This window comes from Azospirillum sp. B21 (assembly GCF_008364825.1).
GTDB lineage: Bacteria > Pseudomonadota > Alphaproteobacteria > Azospirillales > Azospirillaceae > Azospirillum.
Map to the genome: position 1 here is coordinate 220,019 of NZ_VTTO01000003.1, position 15,990 is coordinate 236,008.

Below are 15,990 nucleotides of genomic sequence, written 5' to 3' on the forward strand. Positions count from 1 at the left end.
CAAAAAGGGCGCCCCACCGGGACGCCCTCTTCAGCGGGTTGGTTCCGCTCGACCGTCAGGCCGCCTTCTTCTCGGCGATCAGCTGGACGAAGCGGTCGAACAGATAATGGCTGTCCTGCGGGCCGGGCGAGGCTTCCGGGTGGTACTGCACCGAGAAGACCGGCTTACCCTTCAGGCGGATGCCCTCATTGGTGCCGTCGAACAGGCTGACATGGGTAACCTCGGCGTCGGCCGGCAGGGTTTCCGGCACCACGACGAAGCCGTGGTTCTGGCTGGTGATCTCCACCCGGCCAGAGGCCAAGTCCTTCACCGGATGGTTGGCGCCGCGGTGGCCCTGCTGCATCTTGGTGGTCTTGGCGCCCAGCGCCAGCGACAGCATCTGGTGGCCGAGGCAGATGCCGAACATCGGCACGCCGGTGTCGAGCAGGCCCTTGATGGTCGGCACGGCGTACTCGCCGGTGGCGGCGGGGTCGCCGGGGCCGTTGGACAGGAAGACGCCGTCCGGCTGGTGACGCATCACATCCTCGACCGTGGCGGTCGACGGCACCACCGTCACCTTGCAGCCGGCCGCGGCGAGGCAGCGCAGGATGTTGCGCTTGGCGCCGTAGTCGATGGCGACCACATGGTACTGCGGCTTGTCCTGGGTGGCGTAGCCGCCGCCGATGGTCCAGCCGGCCTCGGTCCAGTCATAGGTCTGGCGGCAGGACACGTCCTTGGACAGGTCCATACCCTCCAGACCCGGCCAGCCCTTGGCCTTGGCGATCAGCGCCTCGATGTCGAACTTGCCGTCCGGCGCATGGGCGACGACGCCGTTCGGCGCGCCCAGATCGCGGATGCGGCGGGTCAGGCGGCGGGTGTCGACGCCGGCCAGCCCGACGAGGCCGTAGCTCTTCAGCCAGTCGTCCAGATGGCGGGTGGCGCGCCAGTTCGACGGGTCGGTGATGTCGGCGCGCAGGATCAGTCCGCGGGCGGCCGGGGTGATCGTCTCGATGTCTTCGGTGTTGGCGCCGGTGTTGCCGATGTGCGGGAAGGTGAAGGTGATGATCTGGCCGGCATAGCTGGGATCGGTCAGGATTTCCTGATAGCCGGTCATGGAGGTGTTGAAGCACACCTCGCCCACCGAATCCCCCGTGGCGCCGATGCCTCGGCCGCGGAACACCGTGCCGTCGGCCAGAACAAGCACGCCGGTGTGAACCGCATTGTCGGAGGGGGGAGTGGCGAGAGTCATTCCTGTGAACCTTCCCAAAAACCGCGGCCGGCGACGGATCGGGTGATCGGCGGAACGGCGACGGCCTAGCGTCCCGCCGGGCGCGCACACGGAACCGCTCGCACCCCACCTCCGCCGGTACGGGCGGTGACATGGGATCGAGTGGGCTTATCGGGTGGGCCGGACATCCTATATGACGATTGGATGCCGGATTTCCAGCAATAGCTTTGCAAGGCGGCCCTGATCCGGTGGCAAAGTCGGGGGCGGCGCGGGCGGCGATTTCGCGGCCTGGGCTTTTGCCATGGAAATCGGCGGCCGTTTTCGGAATAGTCGGCTGTCCCGCCGGGGGCTTTCATGCCGGCGCGACGAACCAGGGAATACAGGACATGACGCTGCGCACGCAGTTCACCGACAGCCTCAAGGACGCGATGCGCGCGAAGGACCAGCGCGCGGTGTCCACCATCCGCATGATCCTCGCCGGGCTGAAGGACCGCGATATCGCCGCCCGCCCGCGTGGCGTGACCGACGGCATCGACGAGGCGGAGATCCTGTCCATGCTCCAGGCGCTGGTGAAGCAGCGCAACGAGTCGGCGGCGCTGTACGAGCAGGGAAACCGTCCGGAGCTGGCCCAGCAGGAGCGCGAGGAGATCGCGGTCATCGAACGCTTCCTGCCCAAGCAGATGACGGATGAGGAGTCCGCCGCCGCCATCGACGCCATCGTGGCCGAGCTCGGCGCTTCCAGCATCAAGGATATGGGCAAAGTGATGGCTGAGCTGAAGGCCCGCCATGCCGGCCAGATGGACTTCGCCAAGGCCGGCGGTCTGGTGAAGGCGCGGCTGTCGGGGAAATAAGCGGCCCGGCAGGTGGGTGACAGGTGCGGATGACGGCCGGTTCGATCGGGGGCCGGACAGATGCCGCACCCGGACCGCGTCGGTCGCCCCTTGGGGGCGGCGATGCTGGTTCCCATACTATGGCTCTGCTATAGCCTTGCGCCCATCGCACCCCGCCCATCGTACCCGGTGACCGTTCGACCATGGCTTTCCCGCCCCAATTCCTGGAAGAACTGCGCAGCCGGCTTGCCCTGTCGGAAGTGGTATCAAAGCGTCTGCGCCTGATCCGCGCCGGACGGGAGTACAAGGCCCCCTGTCCCTTCCACAATGAGAAGTCGCCGTCCTTCTACGTCAACGACCAGAAGGGCTTCTTCCATTGCTTCGGTTGCGGCGCCCATGGCGACGTCATCGGCTTCGTCATGCGCCATGACAATCTCGGATTCCCCGAGGCTGTCGAGCATCTTGCCGGCGAGGCCGGACTGCCGGTGCCGCGCCCGACGGAAGAGGACCGGCAGCGCTACGAACGGCGCAAGACCTTGCACGACCTCGTCGAGCAGGCGGCCCGCTGGTTCGAGCAGCAGTTGCATACCTCCGCCGGCCGGGCGGGGTTGGACTATTTCATGCGCCGCGGGCTGGACGGCGACACCATCGCGCGCTTCCGGCTGGGCTACGCGCCCGGCGACTCGAACGCGCTGCGCACTTATCTCGGCAAGCAGGGATTCTCCGACGAGGACATGGTCAATGCCGGGCTGCTGAAGCGGCCGGACGACGGCCGGTCGCCCTACAGCTTCTTCCGCAACCGGGTGATGTTCCCGGTCACCGATCGGCGCGGGCAGGTGGTGGCCTTCGGCGGGCGCATCCTGGAGGGCGACGGGCCGAAATACGTCAACACCGCCGACACGCCGCTCTTTCACAAGGGCACGCTGCTCTACGGCCTGTCGCGGGCGCGGCAGGCGGCGGCGGACGGAAAGCCGGTGATCGTCGCCGAAGGCTATATGGATGTGATCGCCCTGGTCCGCGCCGGATTCGAGGGGGCGGTGGCGCCGCTGGGCACCGCGCTGACCGAAACCCAGGTGCAGGAGCTGTGGAAGCTGATACCGGCGGCGGAGAAGGTGCCGTTCCTGTGCTTCGACGGCGACAATGCCGGCCGGCGCGCGGCGTGGCGGGCGGTGGAGCGCATCCTGCCGCACCTCGCCCCCGGCCAGTCGGCCCGCGTCGCCTTCCTGCCGGAGGGCGAGGACCCTGACAGCCTGATCCGCGCCCAAGGGCCGAAGGCGATGGGCGCGGTGCTGGAGGCCGCCATCCCGCTGTCCGACGCCCTGTGGCGGATGGAGAGCGAGGGCCGGCCGACCGACACGCCGGAGGCCAAGGCCGCGGTGAAGGCGGCGCTGGAGGCCCGCGTCGCCACCATCGCCGACCGCGACGTGCAGGGCTTCTATCGGACCGAGATGCGCCGCCGCGTCGACGAGGCCTTCGCGCCCGCGCGGCCGGCCTACAACCGTGGCCCTTGGGTGCCGGGGCAGGGATTGGGGCAGGGGCGGGGGCGTTTCGGCGAACCGCCGCGCCGCCATGTGCCGGGCGTGCCCGGTCGCCTGACCTCCAAGCCGGCCGGGGAGGGGCGCGGCCGCGCCTCCCGCCTCGCTTCGATGCGGGAGCGGATCCTGCTGGCGACGATCATCAACCATCCCGAGTTGTTCGGCGAATTGGCCGAGCCGTTGGGGCTGTTGCCGTTCGGTGACCCGGAGCTCGAAAAACTGCGCTGGGCGGTGATCGAATGTCTTTCGGACGATCGTAACCACGACTCGACACTTGACGCCGCTGCGCTTTGTCGCCACTTGTCATCCGCCGGCCATGAGACGATGGTCGGTGCTTTGCTAGGCGAGTCGACCTATGTCCATGCCGGCTTCGCCCGTCCGGATGCCTCCACGGAGGATGCCCGGAAGGGATGGTGGCCTGCGTGGCGGCATCTGCATCAAGAGCGGGTGCTCGACGATCTTAGGGAAGCGAAGGCGGCTTTGACCCGTGACAACAGCGAGGCGAACTTCGCGAGGGTCGTGGCTCTTCAGCAGGAGGTCATAAAGTCCGGCTTGGGTATGACGGATGATGGTGACTTTGACGATGTCTGACGGTTGATGGCTTGTGCCGTCGGCTGCAGGGCGTCGGTTGATGGGGCACGGAATTGACAGGAAGCAGTCGACAGGACAGGGCCGCATGACAGTCTCTGTGATGGCGGGTTCCGGGTAGATACATGGTTGGGGGTGGGGCGGACGGGCCGGGCGACCGGGACCGGGCGCTCCTTTCGTCTTTTTCAATGGGGTAATGCGGGGGCACCGAACGCATGGCCACGAAAGCTGCGAACAGCGTGGAAGTTTCCGAAACGCGGGAGGAATCCGCAGACGGTCCTCTGATGGACGGCATGGGTTTGGCCGTCAAGAAGATGATCGCCCGCGGCAAGGAGCGCGGGTATGTCACCTATGACGAGCTGAACGCAGCGCTGCCGCAGGATTCGTCCTCGTCCGAGCAGATCGAAGACACGATGGCGATGCTGTCCGAGATGGGCATCAACATCGTCGAATCGGAAGAGCAGGATTCGGAGAACAGCGGCGAGGGGGCAGGCGAAGGCGAAGGCCGTTCGTCGGGCAATCTCGACGACGACGACATCGGCCGTACCGACGACCCCGTGCGCATGTACCTGCGCGAAATGGGGTCGGTCGAGCTGCTGTCGCGCGAAGGCGAAATCGCCATCGCCAAGCGGATCGAAGCCGGCCGCGAGATGATGATCGGCGCGATCTGCGAATCGCCCCTGACCATCCGCGCCATTCTGGAGTGGCATGATTCCCTGATGGAAGGGAAGATGCTGCTCCGCGACATCATCGACTTGGACGCCACCTATGGCGGCGGCCCGGACGGCGAGGAGATGCCGGAAGGCCTGGCCGAGGTGGTGGAAGCCGCCGGCACCGGGCCCGCGGCTGCGCCCGCCGCCGATGCGCCGGCCGGCGAGGACGGCGACGAGCCGCGTCCGCCGCGCGCCGAAGGCGAGGGCGAAGAGGGCGAGGAAGGCGACGAGGGCGACAACAGCCTGTCGCTGTCCGCGATGGAAGCCGCGCTGAAGCCGCAGGTCATCGAGACCTTCGAGAACATCAAGGCGACCTACGACAAGCTGCACAAGCTGCACGAGGCCCGCATGGCCGCGATGCAGCGCGGCGAGGACATGGGCAAGCAGACGGACAAGAAGTACGAGAAGCTCAAGACCGAGATGGTCGAGCTGATGAACACCGTCCGCCTGAACAACCAGCGCATCGAGCAGCTGGTCGAGCAGCTCTATGGCCTGAACCGCAAGCTGACCGGCTTCGAAGGCCGCCTGCTGCGCATGGCGACCGACTGCCGCGTGAAGCGCGAGGACTTCCTGAACCAGTATTTCGGCCACGAGCTGGACCCGAACTGGCAGGAGCGCATCCGCGGCCTGAACCCCAAGACCTGGGGCAAGTTCGCCGAGAAGTACGACGGCGACATCCGCAAGACGCGCGAGTCGATCGCCCAGGTGGCCGAAGAGGCCCGCCTGCCGATCAACGAGTTCCGCCGCATCGTCTCCACCGTCCAGAAGGGCGAGAAGGAGGCGAGCCGCGCCAAGAAGGAGATGGTCGAGGCCAACCTGCGTCTCGTTATCTCCATCGCCAAGAAGTACACGAACCGCGGTCTGCAGTTCCTGGACCTGATCCAGGAGGGCAACATCGGCCTGATGAAGGCGGTGGACAAGTTCGAGTACCGGCGTGGCTACAAGTTCTCGACTTATGCGACCTGGTGGATTCGCCAGGCGATCACCCGCTCCATCGCGGACCAGGCGCGGACCATCCGCATCCCGGTCCACATGATCGAGACGATCAACAAGCTGGTTCGCACCAGCCGCCAGATGCTGCACGAGATCGGCCGCGAACCGACCCCGGAAGAGCTGGCCGAGCGTCTGATGATGCCGCTGGAGAAGGTGCGCAAGGTCCTGAAGATCGCCAAGGAGCCGATCTCCCTCGAAACGCCGATCGGCGACGAGGAGGATTCGCATCTCGGCGATTTCATCGAGGACAAGAATGCGGTCCTGCCGCTGGACGCCGCCATCCAGGCGAACCTGCGCGAGACGACGACCCGTGTCCTGGCCTCGCTGACGCCGCGCGAGGAGCGCGTGCTGCGCATGCGCTTCGGCATCGGCATGAACACCGACCACACGCTGGAAGAGGTCGGCCAGCAGTTCAACGTGACTCGCGAGCGTATCCGCCAGATCGAGGCGAAGGCGCTGCGCAAGCTGAAGCACCCGTCGCGGTCGCGCAAGCTGCGCAGCTTCCTCGATACCTGATTGGGACACCTGATTCGCGATCTTATCGTTCGAGACGAAGCGGGGGCCTTTCGGCCCCCGTTTTCGTTTTCGGACTTATGCGTCGGAGCGATGAACGAGGGGTTGCATTTCCCCGAAGCTTTGTCGCAAAGTGCGCCCCACGGTAGGGCCTGTAGTTCAGCGGTTAGAACGCGCCGCTCATAACGGTGTTGTCGTCGGTTCGAATCCGGCCGGGCCCACCAGCCATCCATTCCACTTGAAGCATCGGGCATCCCGGGCATCGCATATGCCTCCCGGGGATGAAGACGTGATCGACGTGCCCCGGATCATCCTCCGGGATCATCCAGCGGATGGCCTGAAGCCTTTTCGGCACAAGCTTGGCAGTTCCCCATAAATTTTGCTGCAAGCCTGAGAAAGTCTGGAATAAAGGATGCGCGGCGCGCGTTCGCACCCATATGCATCGGGTCTCCGCTTCGGTTGAAAGGCCGAACGGGCCGGCCCGGCCCTGGACATGCGACGCCGTGTCGTCCCGTCCGGCCTTGCGGCTGGAGGGTGAGGCCATGGCGTGAGCCGTGGCGTGATCGGTAAGGATCGGGTGCGCGGTTGAGCAAATTCGGGGTCGATCTGGAAGTCCACATCGCGTCCTTGCGGCGTTACGCGCGTGCGCTGATGCGCAACAGCGCCGATGCGGAGGATCTGGTGCAGGAGGCGCTGACGCGCGCGGTGGCGCGCGCCGACAGCTTCCAGGCGGGGACGAACCTGCGGGCATGGCTTTTCACCATCCTGCACAACGTCCACGTCAATCAGGTCCGTTCCAAGGCCGCCCGGCCGCAGGAGGTCGACGTCGACGACGTCGAATCGAAGCTGGTCACCCCGGCCCGGCAGGAAGAGCGTGTCGAGCTGCGCGAGATGATGCGCGCGGTCGACGAGTTGCCGGAGGAACAGCGCAAGGTGCTGCTTCTGGTGGCGCTGGAGGGCCTGAAATACGACGAGGTCGCCGACATGCTCGGCGTACCGATCGGGACCGTCATGTCGCGCCTATCACGGGCGCGCGAGGCGGTGCGGGCGAAACTGGCGAACGAGGGTGGCGTCACCCTCCGGCGGGTGAAGTGATGAACGCGCATCAAGGCATAGGGCGGGTCACCGAGGACGAACTCCACGCTTACGTGGACGGACAGCTGGACGGCAGCCGCCGTCTGGCGGTGGAGCGATGGCTGGCCGAGGATCCCGATGCGGCGCGCCGGGCGGATGATTATCGCGCCCAGGCGATGCTTCTGCACGAGATGTTCGACACCGTCCTGCGCGAGCCGCCGAGCGACACGGTTCAGGAACTGTCCGACAAGCTGAAGGGGCGTATCGCCTTCAACGACAACCGCCCGGCCTGGCACGCCCGCCCGCTGGTCCGGTTCGCCGCCGCGGTGATGCTAGTGGTCGCCGGTGCGGCCGGCGGCTGGATGGGCCGCGGCGCCGAGCAGCAGGCCGTCGCCCCCGTCGCCCAGCAGCGCCAGACCCTCGCCACCTTCGCCCAGGAAGCCACCCAGGCGCACCGCTTCTACACGTCGGACGAACGCTTCCAGGTGGAACTCGGCGCCGACAACCAGGACGAACTGAACGGCTGGCTCTCCAAGCGGGTCGGCCGCGACGTGTTCGGTCCCGATCTGGGCCGCGTCGGCTATCGGCTGATCGGCGGCCGGTCGCTGCCGACCGACATGGGCGCCGGCGCGCAGTACATGTACGCCAACGACGCCAACAAGCGGATCACGCTGTTCGTCGGCGCTCCGCAGAGCGGCAACCAGTCCAGCTTCAGCTTCACCCAGAACGGCGATGTCGCCACCTTCTACTGGGTGGAAGGGCAGCTGGCCTATGCGCTGGCCGGCCGCCTGTCGAAGGAGGAGCTGCTGGAGATTGCCAAGGCCGTCTACCAGGACGTCAAGGCCGGACCGCCGCGCCGCGAGCCGCCGCCCGACCAGCAGCAACAGCAGCAGCAACCCCAGCCGCAGCAGCAGGAGCAGCCGGCGGGCGTGCAGCCGATCAGCGACACGCATAAGCCGAAGGAAAGCTGAGGGGTGGGGGGCGTCTCGGGCGCCCCCTTACCGTTCCTGCAGATACGCCTTCAGCCAGTCGCGCACCTCGCGGCAGACCGCTTCGGAGGCCTCCTCCATCGCGTGGCCGGTGCCGGGGACCAGGACCAGCTTCTTCGGTTCCCGCGCCTTGCGGTGGACATGGATTGAACAACTGGGCGACAGGATCTCGTCCGCTTCGCCGTGGACCAGCAGGATGGGGCAGGCCAGATCGCTCACCGGATCGGTGCCGTAACCCTGGGTCGCCAGCGTCACCACGGTGCAGACGGCGCCGCGGTTGGAGGCCGCCGCCTGGATGACCACGGCGCCGCCGAAGGAATGGCCGACCAGCGCCACATGATGGATGCCCTGGCGGCCGAGGAAGCTCAGCCCGCACAGCACGTCGTACACCGCCTGCTCCAGGTCGCGCGGATCGCGGAAGCGCAGCCTTAGCGACGCGATGCCGTCGGCGGTCAGGTCTGCGGCCAGCCGCGGATAGAGCCCGCGCGCCGGCGTGTCGAAACCGCCGCCCACCCCGCCGACCCACAGCACCGCCAGTTCCCCGTCCGGAACCGGGTAGTAGCGGGCCTCCACCGGGCCGCGGTCGGTTTCCAGGGATGCCGGCCGGAACCCTTCGGCGTCGGCGATACCCACGGTGGCGTCCAGAAGTGGCACGGCCATCCTCCCTTCCGATCTTTGCTGCCGATGGTAACAACCGGAACGCCGCAGGGTTGCCGCGCATCAGGTCATGCGTAAGGCAACGAAGCCGCAACCCGGCTGTTCTCTGTCCACAGGCATTGCACAGACGGGAAAGGAGCGGCGATGGCGTCGAACAGTTTGACCGGGCGGGGCCGTTGGCCACAGTCGGACTCCCTGCGGTCGGGCATGAGCCTGATCGGATCGGGCGATGCCGCGACCGGCGGCCGCTGGCTCGCCATGGTGGGCGGCACCGCGCTGGGTGTGCTGGGACTCCGGCGGACGGGTTGGAGCGGTGCGATGCTGGCGCTGGGCGGCGCCGGCCTGTTCGCCGCAGGTGCCTTGGGTCTACGGCCCTTCGGCGACCGCGCCTTGCGGGCGGTACCCGACGCCGGCACGTGGCGCAGCCATGTCCCGGCATCGCGCCGCCGGTCGTTGACGCCGGAACGCACGCAAGCGGTCGTGACCATCGCGTCCGAACCGGGGACGGTCTTCCGCTTCTGGCGCAACTTCGCCAACCTGCCGAAGCTGATGCCGCAGTTGGAGCGGGTCGACGTGCTGTCGGCCACCGAAAGCCGATGGATCGCCATGTCCGGGGGGACGCCGGGCGGAGGGACGGCGGGCGGGGAGGCGCTGAGCTGGCGCTGCGTGCTCGACCGCGTCGATGAGGACCGCTTGCTGACCTGGCACACGGTGGGCGAGACGGCGCTGCCGCACCGCGCCTCGCTGATGCTGACCCCGGCGCCGGGCGACCGCGGGACGGAGGTGCGGCTGACGCTGGTCTACCGCGTCCCGGCCACGGAGGTCGCGGCGCGTCTGGGCGTGACCCCGGAAGCGCAGGCGGAGGAGGCACTGCGCCGGCTGAAGCAGCGGGTGGAAACCGGAGAGCTGTCCACCATCGACCGTCAGCCCCGCGGGAACGGGAGTGGGAATGGAGCGGGCAGCGGCTCGTTCCGGGAGGCGACGGAATGAAGGCGCTCTGCTGGAACGGAACCAACGACCTGCGGGTGGAGCGCGTGCCCGACCCGGTTCTGGTCAATCCGCATGACGTGATCGTCAAGGTGGCGCTGTCGTCTGTCTGCGGGTCCGACCTGCATCTGATCGACGGCTATGTCCCCACCATGCGGCCCGGCGACATCATCGGCCACGAGTTCCTGGGCGAGATCGTCGAGAAGGGGCCGGAGGTTCGTTATCTGAACCGCGGCGACCGGGTCATCACCATCTCGGTGATCGGCTGCGGCCATTGCGGCCATTGCCAGCATGGCGAAAGCTCGTTGTGCGACAACTCCAACCCAAACCCGGACTATGCCCGCACCGCCTACGGTCATTGCGGCGCCGGCATCTTCGGCTACAGCCACGCCTTCGGCGGCTATGCCGGCAGCCATGCCGAATATGTCCGAGTGCCCTACGCCGACTTCAACGCCGTCCGCGTTCCGGAAGGGGTGAGCGACGAGAAGGCGCTGTTCGTGTCCGACGCGGTGCCGACCGGCTACATGGCCGCCGACATGGCCGGCATCAAGCCCGGCGACGTTGTGGCGGTGTGGGGCTGCGGCGGCGTCGGCCAGATGGCGATTCGCAGCGCCTATCTGCTGGGTGCGGAGCGGGTGATCGGCATCGACCGCTTCCCCGATCGGCTGCGCGCCGCCCAGATGAAGGCGGGAGCGGAGACGCTGGACTACAGCCGCGTCGACATCTTCGACGCGTTGCAGGCGATGACCGGCGGGCGCGGTCCCGACGTGTGCATTGACGCCGTCGGCATGGAGGCCGACAGTCCGTCCAACCCGGTGGAGGACCTGTACGACCGGGCCAAGCAGGCGGTGGGGCTGCAGACCGACCGGCCGGCGGTGCTGCGCCAGATGATCGAGAGCTGCCGCAAGGGCGGCACTCTGTCGATCGTCGGCGTCTATGGCGGATTGATCGACAAGTTCCCGATGGGAGCGGCGATGAACAAGGGCCTGACCTTCCGCATGGGCCAACAGAACGGCCAGCGCTATGCCGAGCGGCTGTTCGAGCACATCCGCAAGGGCGAGCTGGACCCGTCATACCTGCTGACGCACCGGATGCCGCTGGACGAAGGACCGCAGGGCTACCGCATGTTCAAGGAGAAGACCGACGATTGCCTGCGCGTCGTCTTCGCCCCGCAAGGTTAGCAGAGAAGGGAGAGTGCGATGGAACTGGTCTACGCCTATCCCGCCGAACGCGGCCGGGGTGTGGAGGCCGAGATCGTCGGCAGCCTGCGCGACCGCTTCGGCACTGTCGTGCAGACGGGGCGGGAGGAGCGCGATGCCGAACGCGGCGACCGCTCTGACGTGGTGGTGACCCTGGAGGTCGCCGACGACAAGGTCGAAGCGGCGCTGAGCACGCTCCGCGCCCACCCCCTGGTGATCGACGCCGCCGCAGGGAGCTTCGGCGAGCGGGTTTGAGGGGGCGGTTAGTTCCTTGCGAGGTTAGACCCCCCACCTATCCTCCCCCACTGGGTGGGGGAGGGAACTCCGCCGCCCTTGCACTAAACTCCCTCCACCGCTCAGCGGGGGAGGGTCGGGGTGGAGGCATCCGAAGCCGACACTCTCCCGAAAACCCCTTAGACCCCGAAACAATTTCCCCACTTCCAGCGTGACCACGCCACCCCGTTCCTGTTGACCATGACCGTAAGGCAAGTCCGCCTCACGCCTTTGGGGGCCAGCCGCCGTGAACATCTCCGCCGCAGTAGCGTCTGTCGAGCAGCCTCGTGCCACCGTCTCGCGCCGCTGGCCGATCGGGGTGGAGCTACAGCCGGGTGGGGCGCACGCGCGTGTCTGGGCGCCCAAGGCCAAGCGGGTCGAACTGGTGGTGGAGCCGGACGCGCGGGTGACGGTGCTGGAGGGCGAGGGGAACGGCTATTTCTCCGGCGCCGTGACGGGGTTGGAGGCCGGTGGGCTCTACCGGTTCCGGCTCGATGGCGGCGAGACGCTCTATCCCGACCCGATGTCGCGCTTTCAGCCCGACGGGCCGCATGGTCCCTCGCAGGTGCTCGATCCGCACCGGTTCGACTGGACCGACCGGGAGTGGCGCGGCCGGCCCATCAAGGGCCAGGTGATCTACGAGATGCACATCGGCACCTTCACGCCGGAAGGCAGCTGGGACGCGGCGCTGCGGGAACTGCCGGCGCTGGCCGAACTTGGCGTCACGGTGCTGGAGCTGATGCCGGTGTCGGAGTTTCCCGGCCGCTTCGGCTGGGGCTATGACGGGGTGAACCTGTTCGCGCCGACCCGGCTCTATGGCGATCCCGACGCCATGCGCCGCTTCGTGGACGGGGCGCACCGGCTGGGCCTCGCCGTCATCCTCGACGTCGTCTACAACCACCTGGGTCCCGACGGCAATTACCTGAAGTGCTTCGCCGACGAGTATTTCACCGATCGCCACAAGAACGAGTGGGGCGAGGCGATCAATTTCGACGGTCCCGGATCCGGGCCGGTGCGGGAGTTCTTCCTGTCCAACGCCGCATTTTGGATCGAGGAATATCATCTGGACGGGCTGCGGCTGGACGCGACCCAGTCGATCTTCGACAGCGGTGAACCGCATATCCTGACGGAGATCTCCCGCACGGTGCGCAAGGCCGCCGGCGACCGCGCCGCCATCCTGGTGGGGGAGAACGAGCCGCAGCATGCCAGCATGGTGAAGCCGGCCGACGAGGGCGGCTGCGGACTCTGCGCCATCTGGAACGACGATTTCCATCATTCGGCCATGGTGGCGCTGACCGGCCGGACGGAGGCCTACTACACCGACTATCGCGGCACGCCGCAGGAGTTCGTGTCGGCGATGAAGCACGGCTTTCTCTATCAGGGGCAGTGGTATCGCTGGCAGGGAAAGCGGCGCGGCATGCCGGCCTTTGGCCTGCCGCGGCCGGCCTTCGTCACCTTCCTACAGAACCACGACCAGATCGCCAACTCCGCCCGCGGGCTGCGGCTGCACGCGTTGACGACACCTGGCCGGCTGCGGGCGATGACGGCGCTGACCCTGCTGGGCCCCGGCACGCCGATGCTGTTCCAGGGGCAGGAGTTCGCCGCCAGCACCCCCTTCCTCTATTTCGCCGATCACAAGCCGGAGCTGGCCGAACTGGTCGAAAAGGGCAGGGCGGAATTCCTGGCGCAGTTTCCCAGCATCGCGGAGCCCGCAATGCGGGCGGCCCTGCCTGAACCCCATGCCGAGGACAGCTTCACCCGCTGCAAGCTCGACCACCGCGAGCGCGAGAGCAACGCCGCGGTCTGGGCGCTGCACCGCGACCTGCTGCGCCTGCGCCGTGAGGACGCTGTCTTCGCCGCCCAACGTGTCGGCGGGCTGGACGGTGCCGTTCTGGGGGAGGATGCCTTCGTCCTGCGCTTCTTCGGGGAGGGGGAGGGGGACGACCGGCTGGTGCTGGTCAATCTCGGCCGCGACCTGACGCTGCGGGCGTTGGCCGATCCGCTGCTCGCCCCACCGCTCGACGGTGCCTGGACGCTGATCTGGTCGAGCGAAGAGCCCACTTATGGCGGCTGCGGCTCCGCACCGGTGGAGCAGACCGACGGCGCCTGGCGCCTTCCCGGCCATGCCGCGCTGGTTCTGGGGCCGGCGCGCGATTTTCCGACAAAAAGCGACGCTGCGGGAGGCAACACAACCCCCGTCATCGTGGTTTCCAAAGGGTCGGTAACCGAAAGCAGAGCGTAGGTCTACAATGGCTGATTTCGTCCGCACCCTGTCGCGCGAAGTCCTGAACACCGGCCCGAACGGTGCCGAAACCCGGGAATGGCTGGTCGCCAACGGCCTTGGCGGCTATGCCTCCGGCTCGGTGTCGGGGGCGGTGACCCGGCGCTACCACGGGCTGCTGATCGCGGCATTGCCGGCCCCGCTCGGCCGCGTGCTGATGCTGAGCCAGCTGGTCGACGTGGTCACCGATACCGATGGGCGCAAGTTCCGACTGAGCCGCCGGGATACCGGAGGCGATCCGGCGGGCGCCGAAGATGCGGAGGAGGAGCAGATCGCCGCATTGCAGGAGTTCCGCATGGAGGCGGGGCTTCCCGTCTGGCGCTTCCGCGCAGGCAGTGTGGTGATCGAGAAGCAGATCGTCCTGCCGCATGGCCAGAACATCGTGCATGTCACCTACCGGGTGCTGGAGGCGAAATCGCCGGTGCAACTGCGGCTGCGGCCGGTGCTGGCCTTCCGCACGCTGGAATCGGCAGTGGACCGGCCGTTGGCCGGCGCATACCGAATCACAGCGACGGGCCAGCGTTACGAGGTGTCGGCCGGTCCAGACCTGCCGGTTCTGCGCATGGCGATCGAGGGCGGCGACTTCCCGATGACGCTAGACGGCGGCATCCGTCGCGAGGTCTATTACCGGGTGGAGGACGAGCGCGGCTACCAGGCCCGCGGCTCGCTGTGGACGCCCGGCTATTTCAGCGGCGAGGTCGGGGCCGGACAGAGCATCACCTTCGCCGCCGCGACCGAGGAGTGGTGGCGGCTGGAGGCGCTGCCGCCGACCGACGTGCTGGGGTTCGAGACCGAACGCCGCCGCCGCATCATCCAGAACGCCCATCCCAGCCTGCGCTACGGCGCGATGGCGGAGCTGGTGCTGTCCGCCGACAGCTTCCTGTTCGTGCCGGCCGGCCGTGTCGCCGACCAGATGCGGGCACGGGCCGAGGGGGACGAGGTGCGGACGGTGATCGCCGGCTACCACTGGTTCACCGACTGGGGCCGCGATACGATGATCGCGCTGGAGGGGCTGACGCTGGCAACCGGCCGCCATATGGAGGCTGGCTGGATCCTGCACACCTTCGGCCATTACATCCGCGATGGCCTGATCCCCAACATGTTCCCCGACGGCAAGGATCGCGGGCTGTACCACACCGCCGACGCGACGCTGTGGTTCTTCCATGCGCTGCACCGCTATCTGAGCGTCACCGGCGACCGCGACACGCTGCGCCTGCTGCTGCCCAAGCTGCGCGAGGTGATCGACTTCCACCGTCGCGGCACCCGTTTCGGCATCGGCGTCGATCCCAGGGACGGGCTGCTGCGCCAGGGACAGGAGGGCTACCAGCTGACCTGGATGGACGCCAAGGTGGACGACTGGGTCGTCACGCCGCGGCGGGGAAAGGCGGTGGAGATCAATGCGCTGTGGCACAACGCCCTGCGCCTGATGACCGACTGGCTGCGCGAGGAGGACGGCGAGGCCGCCGCCCGGCCGCTGGAGGAGTTGGCCGACCAGGCGCGCGCCTCCTTCAACGCGCGGTTCTGGTGTCCGTCGGCGGGGCACCTGTTCGACGTTGTGGATGGCGAGCATGGCGACGACATCGCCTGCCGGCCCAACCAGATCTTCGCCGTCTCGCTCGACCATCCGGTGCTGGAACGCGAGCGGTGGGAGCCGGTGGTGGAGACGGTGCGCAAGCACCTGCTGACGCCGGTCGGGCTGCGGTCGCTGGCGCCCGGCTGCCGCGACTACAAGGCGAAGTATTTCGGCGACCTGCGGGCGCGCGACGCCGCCTATCACCAGGGCACTGTCTGGGGCTGGCTGATCGGCCCCTACGTCGATGCGTGGCTGAAGCTGCACCCGCAGGACAAGGAGGGAGCACGCCGGCTGCTGGAAGGCTTCCTGCCGCATCTGGACGAGGCTGGCATCGGAACCATCAGCGAGATCTTCGATGCGGAACCCCCATTCACCCCGCGAGGCTGCATATCCCAAGCCTGGAGCGTGGCGGAGGTGTTGCGCTGTTGGGTGAAGACCGACGGCTAGCCGGGACAATGGTTGCGGAGCCGACTCTTTACCAAAGTCATAGGGCGGTGGACCAAGGTCGCTCCACCCGTAACGATGGTGCAATACCCTAGGAGGCAGTTGTCAACAGGGCACAACCGGGTGTGAAATCC

The 15,990-nt window shown here is 67.6% G+C and carries 12 protein-coding genes and 1 tRNA gene; 11 read left to right on the plus strand and 2 right to left on the minus strand.

The annotated features are described in order from the left end of the window. Positions 1-55 precede the first annotated feature (55 nt). Positions 56-1,228, minus strand: a complete 1,173-nt coding sequence (gene carA / locus FZ983_RS09300) for a glutamine-hydrolyzing carbamoyl-phosphate synthase small subunit (RefSeq protein WP_149223281.1) — start codon at positions 1,226-1,228, stop codon at positions 56-58. Between the two features lie 365 nt (positions 1,229-1,593). Between carA and FZ983_RS09305 the strand changes: the two genes are divergently transcribed. The 6 genes from FZ983_RS09305 to FZ983_RS09330 all read left to right on the plus strand — a co-directional run bounded on the left by FZ983_RS09305 (position 1,594) and on the right by FZ983_RS09330 (position 8,424). Further along, positions 1,594-2,058 carry a GatB/YqeY domain-containing protein gene (locus FZ983_RS09305; protein WP_149223282.1) on the plus strand — a complete coding sequence of 155 codons (465 nt, stop codon included), beginning with the start codon at positions 1,594-1,596 and terminating at the stop codon, positions 2,056-2,058. A 182-nt stretch (positions 2,059-2,240) separates the two neighbouring features. Next, entirely contained in the window at positions 2,241-4,163 is a 1,923-nt protein-coding gene (dnaG, locus tag FZ983_RS09310) for a DNA primase (RefSeq protein ID WP_149223283.1), read from the plus strand. A gap of 212 nt (positions 4,164-4,375) precedes the next feature. Further along, positions 4,376-6,382 carry an RNA polymerase sigma factor RpoD gene (rpoD, locus tag FZ983_RS09315; protein WP_149223284.1) on the plus strand — a complete coding sequence of 669 codons (2,007 nt, stop codon included), beginning with the start codon at positions 4,376-4,378 and terminating at the stop codon, positions 6,380-6,382. A gap of 145 nt (positions 6,383-6,527) precedes the next feature. Continuing rightward, positions 6,528-6,603, plus strand: a tRNA-Ile gene (locus FZ983_RS09320). A 361-nt stretch (positions 6,604-6,964) separates the two neighbouring features. Next, entirely contained in the window at positions 6,965-7,474 is a 510-nt protein-coding gene (locus tag FZ983_RS09325; RefSeq protein ID WP_149223285.1) for a sigma-70 family RNA polymerase sigma factor, read from the plus strand. Further along, entirely contained in the window at positions 7,474-8,424 is a 951-nt protein-coding gene (locus FZ983_RS09330) for an anti-sigma factor (RefSeq protein WP_149223286.1), read from the plus strand. Before FZ983_RS09325 ends, FZ983_RS09330 begins: the two co-directional genes overlap by 1 nt. Before the next feature lie 27 nt (positions 8,425-8,451). Here FZ983_RS09330 and FZ983_RS09335 read toward each other — a convergent pair whose 3' ends face one another. Further along, positions 8,452-9,102, minus strand: a complete 651-nt coding sequence (locus FZ983_RS09335; protein WP_247883684.1) for an alpha/beta hydrolase — start codon at positions 9,100-9,102, stop codon at positions 8,452-8,454. Positions 9,103-9,243: 141 nt separating this feature from the next. Between FZ983_RS09335 and FZ983_RS09340 the strand changes: the two genes are divergently transcribed. The 5 genes from FZ983_RS09340 to FZ983_RS09360 all read left to right on the plus strand — a co-directional run bounded on the left by FZ983_RS09340 (position 9,244) and on the right by FZ983_RS09360 (position 15,859). After that, a complete protein-coding gene (locus tag FZ983_RS09340) occupies positions 9,244-10,089 on the plus strand; it encodes an SRPBCC family protein (protein WP_149223287.1) in 846 nt (281 codons plus the stop codon). Further along, complete coding sequence (locus FZ983_RS09345) at positions 10,086-11,267, plus strand: zinc-dependent alcohol dehydrogenase (protein ID WP_149223288.1); 1,182 nt, start codon at positions 10,086-10,088, stop codon at positions 11,265-11,267. Before FZ983_RS09340 ends, FZ983_RS09345 begins: the two co-directional genes overlap by 4 nt. A gap of 18 nt (positions 11,268-11,285) precedes the next feature. Next, positions 11,286-11,540: a hypothetical protein gene (locus FZ983_RS09350; protein ID WP_149223289.1), complete on the plus strand. Its 255-nt coding sequence runs from the start codon at positions 11,286-11,288 to the stop codon at positions 11,538-11,540. A 265-nt stretch (positions 11,541-11,805) separates the two neighbouring features. Further along, complete coding sequence (treZ, locus tag FZ983_RS09355) at positions 11,806-13,800, plus strand: malto-oligosyltrehalose trehalohydrolase (RefSeq protein ID WP_247883685.1); 1,995 nt, start codon at positions 11,806-11,808, stop codon at positions 13,798-13,800. 7 nt (positions 13,801-13,807) lie between these two features. Further along, on the plus strand, positions 13,808-15,859 hold the full coding sequence (locus FZ983_RS09360) for an amylo-alpha-1,6-glucosidase (protein WP_149223290.1): 2,052 nt from the start codon (positions 13,808-13,810) through the stop codon (positions 15,857-15,859). Positions 15,860-15,990: the final 131 nt, after the last annotated feature.

Excerpts from the sequence above, each read along its gene's own strand:
- FZ983_RS09330 (WP_149223286.1), top strand. The coding sequence starts at position 7,474 with ATGAACGCGCATCAAGGCATAGGGCGGGTCACCGAGGACGAACTCCAC.
- FZ983_RS09340 (WP_149223287.1), top strand. The coding sequence starts at position 9,244 with ATGGCGTCGAACAGTTTGACCGGGCGGGGCCGTTGGCCACAGTCGGAC.
- dnaG (WP_149223283.1), top strand. The coding sequence starts at position 2,241 with ATGGCTTTCCCGCCCCAATTCCTGGAAGAACTGCGCAGCCGGCTTGCC.
- FZ983_RS09360 (WP_149223290.1), top strand. The coding sequence starts at position 13,808 with ATGGCTGATTTCGTCCGCACCCTGTCGCGCGAAGTCCTGAACACCGGC.
- carA (WP_149223281.1), bottom strand. The coding sequence starts at position 1,228 with ATGACTCTCGCCACTCCCCCCTCCGACAATGCGGTTCACACCGGCGTG.
- FZ983_RS09345 (WP_149223288.1), top strand. The coding sequence starts at position 10,086 with ATGAAGGCGCTCTGCTGGAACGGAACCAACGACCTGCGGGTGGAGCGC.
- FZ983_RS09335 (WP_247883684.1), bottom strand. The coding sequence starts at position 9,102 with ATGGCCGTGCCACTTCTGGACGCCACCGTGGGTATCGCCGACGCCGAA.
- FZ983_RS09305 (WP_149223282.1), top strand. The coding sequence starts at position 1,594 with ATGACGCTGCGCACGCAGTTCACCGACAGCCTCAAGGACGCGATGCGC.
- FZ983_RS09350 (WP_149223289.1), top strand. The coding sequence starts at position 11,286 with ATGGAACTGGTCTACGCCTATCCCGCCGAACGCGGCCGGGGTGTGGAG.
- rpoD (WP_149223284.1), top strand. The coding sequence starts at position 4,376 with ATGGCCACGAAAGCTGCGAACAGCGTGGAAGTTTCCGAAACGCGGGAG.